This is a genomic window from Myxococcus stipitatus DSM 14675 (genome assembly GCF_000331735.1).
Taxonomy (GTDB): domain Bacteria; phylum Myxococcota; class Myxococcia; order Myxococcales; family Myxococcaceae; genus Myxococcus; species Myxococcus stipitatus.
In genome coordinates, this window is sequence record NC_020126.1 from 407,244 (window position 1) to 420,825 (window position 13,582).

A 13,582-nucleotide genomic window follows, 5' to 3' on the forward strand; every position below is an offset into this window, starting at 1 on the left:
GCCGAGGGCTTCAGTGGGCGCCGCCTCCGCCCAGGTTGAGCAGGAGGACGCCGCCGATGATGAGCCCCACGCCCACCAGCTTCACGGGGCTCAGGGACTCGCCGAAGAAGACGACGCCGATGGTGACGATGGCGGCCGTCCCCAGCCCGGACCACATGGCGTAGGCCACCCCCACGGGCACCTGTTTCACGGCCTGCGCCAGGAGCGCGAAGGCCACGGCGTACGCGCCGAGACAGCCCACGGTGGGCCACGGCCGCGTGAAGCCCTGCGTGGACTTCAGCAGGCTGGTGCCCACCACCTCGCTGGCGATGGCGGCCAGCAGGAACAGATACGCCACGGTTCCACCTCCTGCCCCTCTCTGTAGGCGCAAGGCCCGGCCCTCGCCAGTGCCTCCTTTACCCGGAGGACACGGGGGCGCTCTCCGTTGAACGGAGCGAGCGGGGGCTACCCGCCCGTCCCGTCGCGCTCGGGGGCGGTGAGGGAGGTCAGCACATGGTCCCTCCAGCGGCCGTTGATGCGCAGGAAGTCCCGGGCGTAGCCCTCCACCGTGAAGCCCAGTCGGCGCAGCACCGCGGCGCTGCGGAGGTTCTCCGGGAGGTGGTTGGCCTGGATGCGGTGCAGGCCCATGGTGGTGAAGGCGTGCGCGCAGACGGCGCGAAGGCCCTCCGTCATGAGGCCGTGGCCCTCATGGCGGTAGTCCAGGCCATAGCCCAGGTCGGCGGCCTGCAAGGGGCCTCGGCGGATGTGCGTGAGCGTGATGTTGCCGATGACGGGCGCGGAGGAGGGCGGCTCCGAGCGGGGGAGCATCACCAGCCGCAGCGCGAGGTCCCGGCGCGAGTCCTCCAGGTCCTGGGCCAGGCGGGTGCGCCAGTACGTCGGAGTGTGGAAGTGGGCGGGACGCGAGGGCGAGACAGGGTCCAGGTGGGCCCGGTTGTCCTCGTAGTAGGCCACGACACGGGCGGCGCCATCGGGGGGCAATTGGGTGATGCGCAGCCGTTCGGTGACGAGCAGGACGATGGGGTGTTCGGAGTCCATGGCGGGAGCGGAGCCTGGAGGCTAGCGCGTCCTGGCCGGACGCCCCCACAGGTCATTGCGTCCCTCATGCACGCTGCCGGTCTCCCGCTCGGGCGAGGCCGCTCGGATTGTCGCGTGGTGCACTGCTTGCAAACACGCACCGGCTCGACCTGAGAACGAGAGGTGAACCCATGGCCGACGTGTGGGACCCGACGAAGCTCGACGTGAAGATCGCGGAGAACCCGACGCTCTGGGCCGCCCTCGACAATCAGTGGCGGACCGCGGTGGCGAGCACCTTGTTGGCCAACCAGGAGCTGCGCAAGCTGAACCGCATCAGTGGTCGACTCAAGCGGGGCGCGGTGGCGCAGTTCCAGAATGCCCCCGCCATCGCCGCGTCGCTCGACCAGGCCATCCTCGGGTGCTTCTCGCTGCTGAGTCAGTGGTGCACCGCGACGAAGCCCAATGAGCAGCAGTTCTATCTCAACAATCAAATCTATACGGCGCTGAGCGCGGCCCATCCGGACGATGCCATCACCCAGCAGTTGGGGGAGCGCCTCACCGCGCAATGGAAGAAGCGCAACCTGCGCTCCAAGGTCGTCGTCATCGCGCACCGCGGAGACGGGGCGACCTTCGAGAAGGTCCGCAAGGTCTTCGAGCGGCAAGCCTTCGACGGCCTCTTCTACACGCACGAGGACGAGAACAGCGAGGCCGCGCTCGTGAAGGCGCTCGAGGCCTGGAGAATCAAGGAGCTGAGCGGCGTCGAGTGTGATGTCTGGTTCAGCCAGGACGCGATTCCCATCGTCACGCACACCCAGAACATCGAGGCCCTGTTCACTCAGGAGCGGACCCGGAACGTGGCCCCGCCCCTGAGCGGCACGAAGGTCAAGGATGTGGTGTCAGGCAACCTGCCGCCCAGGTTCATGACCCTCGACCGTTGGCTCCAGATTGTCGAGGCCTACCTCACGCACCACGGGCTGACCCAGGGCGAAGAGCGGCAGCTCCGGCTGGAAATCGAGATGAAGGACACGAACCTCGCCTTCAATACCAACACCCTTCAACCCGAGAAGGACCAGGTGCTGGGGCGGTGGCGGTCCGTCGAGCGGGTCGTCAGCCGGTTCCTGAAGTCGTGCCAGCGGCCCAGCATCTACCAAGTGGCCCTCTTCAACGGCTCCGCCGCGCCCAAGGATGCGTACGACAAGGCCTGGAACGAGAACAAGACCCTGCTCTCGAGCGTCGTCTATGGCGGGAGCCCGGACGCCCCCGATACGTCCGAGCTGCTGGAGGTCCGCTACGGCCTGCATTTCCCCGGACTGCTCCAGATGATGTACAGCGGGAAGTTCAAGGGAAAGATTGTCACGCTCGCGCCGGGCGTCGAAGCCTATCCGCTGGAGAACCCCATCCAGCTCAACACGCTCGGGGAATGGATTGAGACCCGACATGCCTTGACCGTCGAGCAGTCCATCCAGTGCGCGAGGCTGCGAAGGCTCCTGTGGCTCTTCGATGAGATGAAGGCCGCGCGGCTGCCCAAGGAGCGAAAGCCGCTTCGCGTCCAGGTCCTGACGGACTTCTGCGGACTGGGCGCCAAGTTCATCGTCGCGAAGCAGGCGACGCCCATTGGCCCGCGTGGCCTCTTCGACCAACCGTTCAACGAGGTGAACCTGGACTGCGTCTGGCGCAAGTACAACCTCACCGGAGCATCCCTGGACACCAAGCGGAACATCTGTCAGCGGTTGAATGACTGCGGAACGGACCAGACCAAGTTCATCGAGTTCGGGATGGAGTTCCTCCAACTCATCGGTGACTGGTACCACGACTGACGGAACAGGCGCCTCTCCACCCGAAGGGGAGAGGCGCCTCACGCCTCACTGCGCGGTGTGCCGCTTCCGCGCGTGGACCGCCAGCATCACCAGCACCCACAGCCCGAACACCGACGTCCCGCTTCCCGCGCTGCTGCAACCGCCGCCGCCATCGCTCCCACCCGACGTGGGCGGCGCCTCGCAGACACCCGCGTTGCACGTCTCACCCGCGCCGCATTCCGACGTCTGTCGGCACTCAGGCTCGGGCTGGGGGGGCGGCGTCGTCGAGGTGACCGTCACCGAGGTCGTCCCCGTCGCGCTGCCCACGGTGACCTGGACGGTGTTCAAGAAGGTGCCCCCCTGCGTGCCCGCGGTGAAGATGCCCGAGGCGTCGAGGGTGCCTCCGCCATTCACGACCTTCCACGTGGCGGGGACGGCGGGGGCCTCGTTGCCGTACATATCGAACGCCCGCACGCTGAAGGTCACCGAGCCTCCCGCGGGAAGCGTGGGGTTCTGCGGAGAGAGGACGACCCGGCTCGGCGCGGCGGCCACCACGGAGACAGAGGTCTGCTCCGCCAGGCCCCCCATGCTCACCTGCACCGTCCCCGGGAAGGCGCCCACCCCGGTGCCCGCGGTGAAGACCCCCGCGCCATCGATGGAGCCTCCGCCATTCACCACCTTCCACGTGGCCTGCGCCGAGGTGACCTCGTTGTCGTACGCATCGAACGCCTTCGCGCTGAACGCCACCGCGCTCCCCGCCTGAAGCGTGGGCCCCAGCGGAGAGAGGGCGATGCGGCTCACGGCCGCCGGCGTGACGGTGACGCCCGTCGTCTGGGTCACTCCCGCCGCGGTGACCTGCACGGTGTCCGCGTACGTCCCCGCCACGGTGCCCGCGGTGAAGACCCCCGAGGTGGTGATGCCGCCTCCGCCCGTCACGACCCGCCACTCGGGCGCGAACGAGGTGACCTCGTTGTCGTGCACGTCGAACGCCTTCGCCCTGAACGGCACCGTGCCCTTCACGACGACGGAGGGGGCCGCGGGTGAAATCTCCAGGCGGCTGATGGCGCCGGGCGTCACGTAGACGGTGGTGTTCTGCGTGAGGGTGTCCACCTGGACGCTCACACAGTTCTCATAGGTGCCCGCGGCCCTGGGCGCGGTGTAGAGCCCCTCCTGCGTGATGGCCCCCGCGCCCGGCGTCACCACCGACCACCTGGGCGTGATGGTGAGCGGATTGCCATCCTCATCGAGCCCCATCACCCCGAACCGCTGCGTGCCCTGGGGCGCCAGCGTGGCGAAGGTCGGCGTGAGGACGAGCCGCGACAGCGGCCCCGGAAGGACCGTGACGTCCGCGGTGCCCTTCAGGCTGTACCCATACACCGTCGCCGTCACGGCGCCCGGATAGCTCCCCGCCACCGTGCTGACCTTGAGCAGGCCGTTGGCGTCGATGGTGCCCAGGGACGCAGGGGTGACGGTCCACGTCGGAGCCAGGGCTCTCCTGTTGCCCCATTGGTCGAACCCACGTGCCTCGAACTGGAGGCTCCCCCGCGTCTTCACCTCGCGGGTGCCGGGCACCACGTCGATGCGATGGAGGGGGCCCGGAGTCACGGTGACATCCACCGTCGTGGAGACGCCTTCGAACGTGGCCTGGACGGTCCTCGGGAAGGAGCCCGCGACGCTCCCCGCGGTGAAGCGGGTCGGGCCCGTGAGGGTGCCTCCCCCTCCGACGACACTCAAGACGACCGTGCCCGGAATGACGTTCCCCGCCCGGTCGCGAGGCGAGACAGCGAAGTCCGCGTTGACGTTCACGGGCAACGTGAGGCTCTCCGGGTAGATGCTGATGCGCTGCACCGGCCCCGGCAGGACGTTCACGCTCACGAAGCCCTTCTTGCCACCTGCCTCGACCTGAATCCCCTGGGCGCCGCTATAGACAGAGGTACCCGCCGTGTAGAGACCGCTGGCGGAGATGCGCCCCGCCATCGTGTGGCTGGTGGTCCACTGGAAGGTCGTCGGAGTCTCATGGCCGCAGGCATCCAGGCCCTTCGCGGAGAACTGCTGCGTCTCCTCGATGCGCAACGTCACCTGAGACGGACTCACCTCCACCCTCTGGAGGGGCCCCAACGTCACCAGCACATCCACCGCGGCGGAGAGCGCCCCCGTCTTCGCGACCACCGCTCCGGGATACGAACCGAGCGCACACCCCGAGGTGAGGACTCCGCTCGCGTCGATGGTTCCCACCTCGGCGGGGACCGTCCACGTGATGACGGCGTGTGGAAGCCAGTGGCCCTCCGCGTCGTAGACGTTGGCGACGATGGAGTTCGTTGTATTGCCAGACACCACGATGGAGGTGCTCTCCAGCACCAGGGACGCGGCGGGAATCGGGACGTAGGGGAAGGCCCCCATGTCCGTCCCGTCCGACGCGGCATTGCGACAGGGGGACGTCTCGATGATGGTCAGGTGGTGGATGCTGGCGAAGAGCGGGTCCTGGGTGAGGCTCCCGGGGCCCAGCGTGGGGTTCCCCCTGTAGTTGCTGGAATGGTTCCAGACCGCGTTGTGATGGATGGAGATGTTGGACGCGGGGACGACTTCGATGCCCGTGTTGCCATTGGACGCGATGATGTTGTCGCGAATCTCGACGGAGTTGTGCGGCTGGGTGGCGACGGAGAGGGCCCCCGCCATGTTGTAGATGACGGTGTTGTGGACGATGGAGGCGGAGGCATTGACGACCTTCACGCCACTCACCTCGAAGGAGGACGTCCGCGTGCCGTCTCGGACCAGGCTGTAGGAGAGGTTCAGGACGCCCCCCGTGGCCTCGGCCGCGAGGGTGCATTTCTGGAGCGTGCCTCGCTCGAAGTTCAGGGTTCCTCCCTCGACCTTCAGACACGTGGCGCCCTCCCGGAGGGTGGAGCCCGTCACGGTCGCGGTGGCGGCGCCGGAGACGGCGATGCGGCCTTGCGTCAGGGTCGAGTCCTTGACCGTGAGGGTGCTGTTTTCGTAGGCGCTCACGCTCAGGCCCGACAGGGTGGCGTTCTCGAGCGTGGCGGTGCTGTCGTCCCTGAGCGAGAGGGTGCTGGAGCCCATCCCCGAGACGCCCTTGAGCGTGGCGGAGCCCGTGCCTCGGGTGATGACCTGAGACGTCGACTCCAGGGTGACGTCCTCGAACGTCGCGGTGCCCTGGATGGTGAGCGTCCCCTTCACGTGGGTGTGTTCGAAGCTCGCCTCGCCTGTGAGCGTGGTCACCTCGTGGCTGCTCTCATGCTCGAACCTGGCGGGGACGTCGACCGTGCCTTCGGCTTTCAGTGCGCCCGCGATGAGGACCTGGATCAACGCGCTTCTGTCCGCGGGCCCATCCTTCCAGCTCTTGACGGTGACCCTGGCACCCGGCGCGAGCGTCAGGGTGATGCCCGCGGGGACCAGGAGGTCTCCGGTGACGACGTGGTCCCCCGTCAGCGTCCTGTCCGAGCGCAGGATGCCCTCGAGGAGGGTGGGGTGGACGGGGTGTCCCGCATAGGCGACGGCCCCCATGTCGGTCCCATCCGAAGCGGCATTCCTCGCGGGCGAGTTCTCCGAGAGCGAGGCGGACCCCTGGAACAGCGGATTGGCATGGACGCTCCCTTCCCCGGGCGTGACCCCGACGTAGTTGTCTTCCGGGAAGCCCCACACGATGTTGTGATGAACGACGGGCGCGCTGACATTGGTCAGCCACAGGCCGTGGGACTCCCTGCCCAGGATGATGTTGTCGATGATGTTGATGGCGACGTCCGTGGGCCCCCCGGGCATGGCCCCATCGACGGCGCTTCCTCGATTGTTGAAGAAGGTGTTGTGGACGAGTGTCACCTTCGACGACGGGCTGGCGATCTTGATGACGGGGGTAGAGGCCGGCTGGGTGCATCCATGAATCACGCTGGAGCGGAGCGTCGATGTGCCACCGGTGGTCCTCATCGCCTGCTTGCAGTTGCTGATGGTGCCGTTCTCGAAGTTGATGCTGCCTCCCGCGATGTCCAGGGCGGGGGCGCCGCCATACAAGAAGCTGTGGTTGAAGGTCGCGGAGCCGCGCCCCTCCACATCGATGGAGGGCTGGCCCCCCAGGACGTTGAGGTAGTCGGCGACCAGGGTCCCCCGGACGAGGATGGCGTGCGTCTCGAGCTGGATGTTGATGTTCGCGGCCGAGGTCCCCACGGCCACCAGGGAGCCCAGGACCTCGAGCTCGAGGGCGGTGGCGCTCGAGGTCGTCACCTGGACCCCGGGCTCCAGTGTCAGCGTGACGCCTTCCGGAATGGTGAGGGTGCCCTGGAGCGTCCAGGGATTCCCCGCGGGGGTCCAGGTGGTGTCACTGGCGAGGACGCCGCCCGGAATGTTGGTCGCCAGCGCGACGGTGGGCAGCAAAACGAGGAGAATCCCGAGGAACCCTGATTTGAGCACAAGCCATCCTGTTTCACGGGCCCGAAGACACCGCTTCGCCCCTGCGGAGAGCAACGAGAGACAGGGCGGGATGTCGCGTGCGGGGAGCCAGAAAACATCCACTGAAACAAGGCTTCAGCTCGGGCACCGGCGGCCAGGGAGGCTCGCCGCGCACGGCGGCGGTGACGTCATGGATGACCCGGCCCCAGGGGCGCTCTGTCAGCGCTTCCTGCTGGGGTGCGCGGGCTGTCGCATCACGGTGGCTGTCGCATCGAGGTGGCGTGATGCTCGGGGAGGCGCGCCGCGATGCCCATGCCCCGCGTCGGCGACGGCCTCCAGGTCATCCCCTCGCGGACAACCCTTGGCGCGGGCGCGGACATGGCCGTGCTCCGGACCCTCGGGCGATGAAGCCACCCGAAGGTCCAGAGCACTCCGCCATGGAGACCCCGCGTTGGAACTACTGCGGCACGTCCTGGCCCGACTCGTGTGACTCGTGCTGCTGCGCATCCGGGCTCGAGTCGGGGGCCTGCTGCTGCGGCTGCTCGCTCGAGTCCTGCTGACCGCTGCCACCGACAGCGCGCTGGCCGCCGCGCTCGACGATGATTTCCACGCGGCGGTTGTTGGCGCGGCCCTCCGACGTGGCGTTGGTGGCCACGGGCTGGTACTCGCCCAGGCCGCGCACGTCGATGCGCTGCGCGGGCACGCCGCGGGTGACGAGGAAGTCCTTCACCCGTTCGGCGCGCTGATAGGACAGCCGCTCGTTGAGCGAGTCGGAGCCCGTCGAGTCCGTGTGGCCCTCGATGAGCAACGGCTTGTCGCCCTCCTTCAGCACGTCCGCCACGTCCGACAGCCTGTCGCGCGCGGAGGGGAGCAGCTCCGCGGAGCCCGAGGCGAAGAGGACGCTGCCCGACAGCGTCAGCACGGTGCCGCGCGCCTCCTCGCGGACCTTCAGGTCTTTGTTCGCCTTGTCCAGCTCCGCCAGGGCCGCGGCTGCCTTCTGCTCGGCCTCCTCGCGCGCCTTCTTCTCGGCCTCGAGCTGGGCGGTGGATTGCTGCTGGGCCTGGCTTCGCGCCAGCTCCTCGGCCTGACGCCGCTCGGCCTCCCGCTGAATCTCCGCGTTCTGCTGGGCCAGCCGCTGCGCCTCCGCGTCGAGCTGCTGCTGGCGCTGCCCCTCCAGCTGCTGGGCCTGGGCCTGCCGCATCGCGGCCTGGGCCTCCGACTGCTGACGTGAGGCGAGGCTCGCGTTGCCCCAGGTGCCCGCGGTCTCGATCCTGCGCAAGGCCACGTAGGACAAGACGCGCGTCCGCGTGGAGTCCTTCTCGTGCTTGTAGGACGTCTCGGCGGCCTTCAGCGCGGCCTTCGCCGCCTGCACCTCACGCGGGCTCTCCCGCCCCTGCGGACTCGCGGCCAGCTGCTTGTAGGCGGAGCGCGCCTCCTCGAGTTCCTTGGGTGGAGAGGCACTCGCGCTCGCCGCGGCCAGGAACATCGTGGCTCCGGCGAGGGCTTTCCATCCACGCTTGCTTCGCACCATGACTGTCTCCTCCGGGGATGGGGCTCACCGCGGGCTCTGCCGCATCGACTCGAGCTGTTGGGTGGTTTGTTGGGCCTGTTGCTCCAAGGGCACCGCGCGGGCGAGTGCCTGCGCGAGGTCCGCGTCCGCGTCCGCCTGCAGGTAGCTCAGGTCCGCGCGGTCGGGGTCCTTCGCCGACAGCAGTTGGTCGCCGTTGGTGATTTGCTGTCGCGCGAACTCGAGATGTCGCGCGGCCTGGGGAACGCTCGCGGCGCCGGCGCTCTCCGCGGCGCGCATGGAGGCGACGGCCTCTGTTCGTCGCGAGTTCTTGGTGGGTGTCATGCTCTGACTGGCGCACCCGAACAGCGGAACGCACAGCATCGCGGCAAGCAGCTTCGGGCGCACGGTCTACCTCCAGCCGGAGTCCAGGGAGCGCGGGTGTCGCGTCCCAGGTCCAGAAGTGTGCTCGGGCCGACAGCCCGGCAATCCTCACGGGCACAAGCCGATTGGAGAGGAGCCGGGCGGCCTCCGCCGGAAGCAGGCACACCTTGCGCAGGGCGCGTGTCGTGACAGGGCAGGCGGCGCTGGCCGCCAGACGCGGGGAAGGGTAGGACGTCGGCATGCGCCTGCACCTGGTGGATGGCACCTATGAGCTGTACCGCGCCCACTTCTCGCCTCGGCCGGGGCACACCTCGCCGGAGGGGCAGGACGTGAAGGCGACGGTGGGGGTGATGTCCTCGCTGCTCATGCTGCTGCACGACGGCGAGGAGGCGGTGACTCACGTCGCGGTGGCGTTCGACAACCCCATCCGCTCGTTCCGCAACGCGATGTTCGACGGCTACAAGAGCGACGAGGGCGTGCCCCCGGAACTGCGCGCGCAGTTCGACCTGGTCGAGAAGGCCGTCGCGGCGTTGGGCGTGCGGGTGTGGTCGATGAAGGAGCACGAGGCGGACGACGCGCTGTCCACCGCGGCGGCGAAGTGGGCCGGTGAAGTGGAGCAGGTGCGGCTGCTCACGCCCGACAAGGACCTGGGGCAGTGCGTGCGCGGCCAGCGCGTGGTGCAGGTGGACCGGCGTCAGGAGAAGGTGCTGGATGAGGACGCCGTGCGCGCGAAGCTGGGCGTGCCCCCCGCGAGCGTGCCGGACCTGCTGGCGCTGATGGGAGATGACGCGGACGGCATCCCCGGGCTGCCGGGCTTCGGCGAGAAGGGCGCGTCCGCGCTCCTGTCCGCGTACGGGAAGCTGGAGGCGATTCCCGACGATGCCTCGACGTGGACGGTGCGCCCGCGCGGCGCGGACAAGCTCGCGGCGACGCTGCGCGCGCACCGGGAGGACGCGCTCCTGTATCGCCGGCTCGCCACGCTGGTGACGGATGCGCCGCTGCCCGGCACGCGGACGCTGGAGGACGTGGCGTGGCGGGGCGTGCCTCGGAGCGTGTTCGAGCCCTTCTGCGACACGCTGGGCGTCAACACCCTCAAGCGCAGGCCGAAGCGCTGGGTGGACTGAGGCCCCGGGCCCGCCTCGGGGGAGATTCTCCGGTGGGCAACGGATGGACCTCCTGCCAACCTGTCGACCTCCTGCTTCCCCGCGTGGCGCGTCGGGGCGAGCCTCCCGAGCGGGAGAGGAAGTCCACGCGCCCACGGGATGTTGAAGGAAGCCATGCTCGTAGACCTCAAGGTTCCCCCCTCGGATGATTGGGTCCCCACGCTGGAGGACACGCCGTACCAGCGCATCGGCGGCGACGACGCGGTGATGGCGCTCGCGGGCGCCTTCTACGACGCGATGGACGCGCACGAGCCCGCGCTCGCGAAGCTGCACGAGCTGGACGCGCAGGGCCGGGTGAACCAGGGCACGCGCGAGCGCTTCGGGCTGTTCCTCATCGGCTGGCTGGGCGGCCCGCAGCACTACTCCGCCCAGCATGGCCACCCGCGCCTGCGGATGCGGCACGCCCATGTCCCGGTGGACCTGGCCATGCGCGACGCGTGGCTGCGCGCCATGGGACGGGCCCTGGATGGCCGGGGTGTCACCGGGGGCCTGCGCCGCTTCCTGGACGAGCGCTTCGCCCAAGTGGCTGATTTCCTTCGCAACCAGGAGGGCTGAGTCCCCCGTCGTCAGGTCGGCTTGCGGAAAAAAGCACGGGCGTTTAGAAAACGCCCATGCGCAAGGGAGAGCTCACCCATCAGGCGATTCTGGAGCGGGCCATCCAGCTCGCCAGCCGGCTGGGGCTCCAGGGGCTGAGCATCGGCGGGCTGGCGGATGAGCTCCAGCTCTCCAAGAGCGGCCTGTTCGCGCACTTCCGTTCCAAGACCTCGCTGCAGGTCGAAATCCTGAACGCGGCGACGGCGCTGTTCACCGAGCGGGTCATCCGCCCGGCGCTCATGCAGCCCCGAGGCGAGCCCCGGCTGTGGGCCCTCTTCGAGGGGTGGCTGGCCTGGGAGAAGGAGCTGGTTCCGGAGGGCGGCTGCATCTTCGTCGCGGCGGCCACGGAGCTGGATGACGTGCCCGGCCCCGCGAGGGACCGGCTGGTGCAGACGCAGCGCGACTGGCTGGACTGCCTGGCCCAGGGCGCGCGCATCGCCATCGCCGAGAAGCACTTCCGCGACACCGTCGACGTGGAGCAGTTCGCCCACGAGATGTACGCGATGTTCCTGGGCTTCCATCACTCCGCGCGGTTGATGAAGGACCCCCGCGCGGAGCAGCGCACCCGCAGGGCCTTCGAGACCCTGATGCGCGAGTACCGCCGCTCGGATTGCTGAGCTTCCTGCTGACTGGTGTCTCTCCTGGGAGGACCTCTTCATGGCTGAAAATAGCACGAACGTTCGAGCGAAACTGGCGCTCATGGGGCTGCGCACGCTGGCGATGAGCGCCGGGGCGGTGGCGCCGGGGCTGACGGCGGTGTGGGCGGACGGGCTGTTCCGCAAGCCCCTGCGTCCGCGCCGCTCGAAGACGGCGGAGGGCGTGCTGGCGCGGGCACAGCCGAAGCGGCTGCGGTGGGCGGGCGAGGAGGTGGCGATGTGGAGCTGGGGCGAGGGCCCCCGCGTGCTGCTGGTGCATGGGTGGAGCGGGTACGGCGGGCAGCTCACGGCCTTCGTGGAGCCGCTGCTGGCGGCGGGGTTCTCGGTCGTGACGTACGACGCGCCGGCGCACGGGAAGTCCACGGGCCGCACCAGCTCGCTGCCGGAGATGGCGGAGGGGGTGGCCGAAGTCGCGGAGTCCGTGGGCGGGGTGCGCGCGGTGGTGGGGCACTCCCTGGGCGCGGCGGCGACGGCGGTGGCGATACGGGATGGGTTGCGGTTGGAGCGCGCGGTGTTCGTGTCGCCGCCCGCGGACCCTCGCCATGGCATCCAGGCCTTCGCCCGGGAGCTGGGGTTCTCGGACGAGGTGTGGATGCGGATGGAGCAGCGGCTGGAGCGGAAGTTCAGCATGAAGATGTCGGACCTGACGCTGCCGAACTTCGTGCCGTCCCTGGGGCATGTGCCGCTGCACGTGTTCCACGACGTGGAGGACCGCGAGGTCTCCGTGGCGGACGGCGAGGCGGTGGCCCAGGCGTGGCCCGGCGCGCGGCTGACGCTCACGGAGGGGCTGGGACACAACCGCATCCTGTACGCGCCGCAGGTGGTGTCCCAGGCGGTGTCGTTCCTCACGGAGGCGCCGCGCGCGGCCGCGGTGGCGCCTCGCGTGGAGACGCTGGCTCCCGTGGCGCACGCCTCCGCCGAGCGTGGACCGCTGCGGCTGGTGCACAACCGCTGAGCGGGAGGTCTCCTAGCGCGTGCCCGTGACGTCCAGGGTGAACTGGCCCGAGACGGGGAACAGGAAGCACGTCGTGGAGAAGTCGCCCTGCAGCGAGAGGCGCAGGGGGCCCGGGGCCGCGCGGCTGCCCTGGCCCGAGGCGACGCTGAGCTTGACGACGCAGTTCTTGCCGTCCTGGACGCGCGCGATCTCACAGGAGCCCTGGCCCACGGAGAACGTGGTCTCTCCCGTCATGGTGGCGGAGAGGTCCCGGTCGCAGCTCAGGGTCTCGGAGCGGATGCTCAGGCTGCTCACGGAGCTCTCGGCCGCCTGGATGTGGACGGTGTCCTGGACGTCCATCGACTGCGTCTGGCCCAGGGCGACGGCCTGGATGGTGCCGGTGCTCGCATAGGAGCCGGTGACGTTGGGGCGGAGGTCTCGCGGAGGTGGGTTGTTGCCTCCGCCACCCCCTCCACCTCCGTCGTCATCACCGCTCGAATCACCGCCACAGCCAGCGAGCCCCAGGAGCAGTGCCGCCATCACCACGCGCAGGCGTGTCATGTGAGATTCCTCCGCGCTCCCTCGGGAGCCTGGCCCGGCAGTATTCCGGTGCGGTTCCCCCCGTGCAATTCGTTGTTCGGTGGGCGTCCGATTTCGGCCGGGAGCCGCGGAGGGGCCGCGCGCCAGGGCGAAGCGAGCGTCACTCCCGCGACAGGGTGGAGAGCGTCTGCAAGAGGGTGGACAGGTCGGGATGCTCCGCGAGCGAATCCACCGCGGAGTCCGGGAGCGCGGCGCCCGTGTGGGTGCCGAAGAGCTCCAGGGTGATGGGGAGCGCCGAGGGGGCGGCTCCGCACGTCACCGTGAGCGTCCCCTTCAGCGAGAGCCCGAGCCCTTTCTCGGTATCACGCACGCCCTGCCCGTCGTTCAGCTCGAGCACGGAGGTGCAGCTCGGAGGGTCGGTCGGAACGGGACAGCTCGCGCGGACGACCTGGAACGTGCGCGCTCCCGCCATCTTCGCTTCGATGCCTCCGGGGCAGTTCAGCGCTCCGAGCTGGAGGTTGAGGGCCTTGATGTCGCTGGTGGGGCTGGAGATCCGGAGCGTGGCGGAGGGGATGACGGCTCTCTGGGGCATGCCG

General features: G+C 69.2%; 12 protein-coding genes. 5 read left to right on the forward strand and 7 right to left on the reverse strand.

Translation table 11 applies throughout. The annotated features are described in order from the left end of the window. Nucleotides 1-10 precede the first annotated feature (10 nt). Complete coding sequence (locus tag MYSTI_RS01600; protein WP_015345944.1) at nucleotides 11-337, reverse strand: DMT family transporter; 327 nt, start codon at nucleotides 335-337, stop codon at nucleotides 11-13. A gap of 107 nt (nucleotides 338-444) precedes the next feature. After that, entirely contained in the window at nucleotides 445-1,035 is a 591-nt protein-coding gene (locus MYSTI_RS01605; protein WP_015345945.1) for a GNAT family N-acetyltransferase, read from the reverse strand. A 170-nt stretch (nucleotides 1,036-1,205) separates the two neighbouring features. On the opposite strand from MYSTI_RS01605, the gene MYSTI_RS01610 reads away from it, so the two are divergent. Then, entirely contained in the window at nucleotides 1,206-2,831 is a 1,626-nt protein-coding gene (locus MYSTI_RS01610) for a PI-PLC domain-containing protein (RefSeq protein ID WP_015345946.1), read from the forward strand. Between the two features lie 45 nt (nucleotides 2,832-2,876). Here MYSTI_RS01610 and MYSTI_RS01615 read toward each other — a convergent pair whose 3' ends face one another. The 3 genes from MYSTI_RS01615 to MYSTI_RS01625 form a co-directional block, all read right to left on the reverse strand. Then, nucleotides 2,877-7,229, reverse strand: coding sequence for a right-handed parallel beta-helix repeat-containing protein (locus tag MYSTI_RS01615; protein ID WP_015345947.1), 4,353 nt, complete (start codon nucleotides 7,227-7,229; stop codon nucleotides 2,877-2,879). Nucleotides 7,230-7,665: 436 nt separating this feature from the next. Next, nucleotides 7,666-8,739: an OmpA family protein gene (locus MYSTI_RS01620; RefSeq protein WP_015345948.1), complete on the reverse strand. Its 1,074-nt coding sequence runs from the start codon at nucleotides 8,737-8,739 to the stop codon at nucleotides 7,666-7,668. A 24-nt stretch (nucleotides 8,740-8,763) separates the two neighbouring features. Next, complete coding sequence (locus MYSTI_RS01625; protein WP_015345949.1) at nucleotides 8,764-9,123, reverse strand: DUF4398 domain-containing protein; 360 nt, start codon at nucleotides 9,121-9,123, stop codon at nucleotides 8,764-8,766. Between the two features lie 215 nt (nucleotides 9,124-9,338). Between MYSTI_RS01625 and MYSTI_RS01630 the strand changes: the two genes are divergently transcribed. From MYSTI_RS01630 to MYSTI_RS01645, 4 genes are all read left to right on the forward strand, one after another. Beyond that, a complete protein-coding gene (locus MYSTI_RS01630; RefSeq protein ID WP_015345950.1) occupies nucleotides 9,339-10,223 on the forward strand; it encodes a 5'-3' exonuclease in 885 nt (294 codons plus the stop codon). A gap of 153 nt (nucleotides 10,224-10,376) precedes the next feature. Next, on the forward strand, nucleotides 10,377-10,817 hold the full coding sequence (locus MYSTI_RS01635; RefSeq protein WP_015345951.1) for a group II truncated hemoglobin: 441 nt from the start codon (nucleotides 10,377-10,379) through the stop codon (nucleotides 10,815-10,817). Nucleotides 10,818-10,873: 56 nt separating this feature from the next. After that, the gene (locus tag MYSTI_RS01640) at nucleotides 10,874-11,473 is read left to right on the forward strand and encodes a TetR/AcrR family transcriptional regulator (protein WP_015345952.1); all 600 of its coding nucleotides are present in this window, start codon (nucleotides 10,874-10,876) and stop codon (nucleotides 11,471-11,473) included. A 40-nt stretch (nucleotides 11,474-11,513) separates the two neighbouring features. After that, the gene (locus MYSTI_RS01645; protein WP_015345953.1) at nucleotides 11,514-12,467 is read left to right on the forward strand and encodes an alpha/beta hydrolase; all 954 of its coding nucleotides are present in this window, start codon (nucleotides 11,514-11,516) and stop codon (nucleotides 12,465-12,467) included. Between the two features lie 12 nt (nucleotides 12,468-12,479). Here MYSTI_RS01645 and MYSTI_RS01650 read toward each other — a convergent pair whose 3' ends face one another. After that, nucleotides 12,480-13,007 (reverse strand): hypothetical protein, encoded by a 528-nt coding sequence (locus MYSTI_RS01650; protein ID WP_015345954.1) that lies wholly within the window; start codon nucleotides 13,005-13,007, stop codon nucleotides 12,480-12,482. A 139-nt stretch (nucleotides 13,008-13,146) separates the two neighbouring features. Next, nucleotides 13,147-13,578, reverse strand: coding sequence for a hypothetical protein (locus tag MYSTI_RS43590; RefSeq protein ID WP_044278310.1), 432 nt, complete (start codon nucleotides 13,576-13,578; stop codon nucleotides 13,147-13,149). Nucleotides 13,579-13,582 lie beyond the last annotated feature (4 nt).

Bases quoted from the DNA above. Each gene is read 5' to 3' on its own strand.
- MYSTI_RS01645 (WP_015345953.1), top strand. From the start codon at position 11,514: ATGGCTGAAAATAGCACGAACGTTCGAGCGAAACTGGCGCTCATGGGG.
- MYSTI_RS01620 (WP_015345948.1), bottom strand. From the start codon at position 8,739: ATGGTGCGAAGCAAGCGTGGATGGAAAGCCCTCGCCGGAGCCACGATG.
- MYSTI_RS01635 (WP_015345951.1), top strand. From the start codon at position 10,377: ATGCTCGTAGACCTCAAGGTTCCCCCCTCGGATGATTGGGTCCCCACG.
- MYSTI_RS01605 (WP_015345945.1), bottom strand. From the start codon at position 1,035: ATGGACTCCGAACACCCCATCGTCCTGCTCGTCACCGAACGGCTGCGC.
- MYSTI_RS01650 (WP_015345954.1), bottom strand. From the start codon at position 13,007: ATGACACGCCTGCGCGTGGTGATGGCGGCACTGCTCCTGGGGCTCGCT.
- MYSTI_RS43590 (WP_044278310.1), bottom strand. From the start codon at position 13,578: ATGCCCCAGAGAGCCGTCATCCCCTCCGCCACGCTCCGGATCTCCAGC.
- MYSTI_RS01610 (WP_015345946.1), top strand. From the start codon at position 1,206: ATGGCCGACGTGTGGGACCCGACGAAGCTCGACGTGAAGATCGCGGAG.
- MYSTI_RS01640 (WP_015345952.1), top strand. From the start codon at position 10,874: ATGCGCAAGGGAGAGCTCACCCATCAGGCGATTCTGGAGCGGGCCATC.
- MYSTI_RS01630 (WP_015345950.1), top strand. From the start codon at position 9,339: ATGCGCCTGCACCTGGTGGATGGCACCTATGAGCTGTACCGCGCCCAC.